This window comes from Streptomyces hyderabadensis (assembly GCF_020404845.1).
GTDB lineage: Bacteria > Actinomycetota > Actinomycetes > Streptomycetales > Streptomycetaceae > Streptomyces > Streptomyces hyderabadensis.
Window position 1 is genome coordinate 1 of the sequence record NZ_JAIOJZ010000159.1, and the last position, 366, is coordinate 366.

Consider the following 366-nt stretch of genomic DNA (forward strand, 5'->3'; position numbering starts at 1 on the left):
CCGGAAGATCCGCCAGCACGAACCTGCCCGGATGCTCCGCCTGCGCCGCACGCACCAGCCCCCACACCGGCGCGGTCCGCACATCCACCGGCTCACCAGCCGACACACCCACCGCACCCCGCGTCACCACAACCAACCGCGAGTCGGACAACCGCTCCTCACCAACCCACCGCTGCACCAAACCCAGCACATCCGTCAGCCCCGCCCGCACCGCATCCGGCACCGACACGTTCTCCACAGCCCGGCACTCCACCACCACCGTGCCAGGAACACCCGACCCGGAAGCCGCCAGCAGCGCATCCACATCGGCGAACACCCGACCACCATCAACCACCGGCCCGTCCCCGAGCACCGCCCAGGAACCCA

General features: G+C 70.5%; 1 protein-coding gene. It reads right to left on the bottom strand.

Features of this window, described 5'->3' with window-relative positions:
- Window positions 1-316, bottom strand: a 316-nt coding sequence (locus K7854_RS37345; protein ID WP_226030991.1) for a SpnB-like Rossmann fold domain-containing protein, incomplete at its 3' end; no start/stop codon positions are given.
- Between the last annotated feature and the right edge of the window lie 50 nt (window positions 317-366).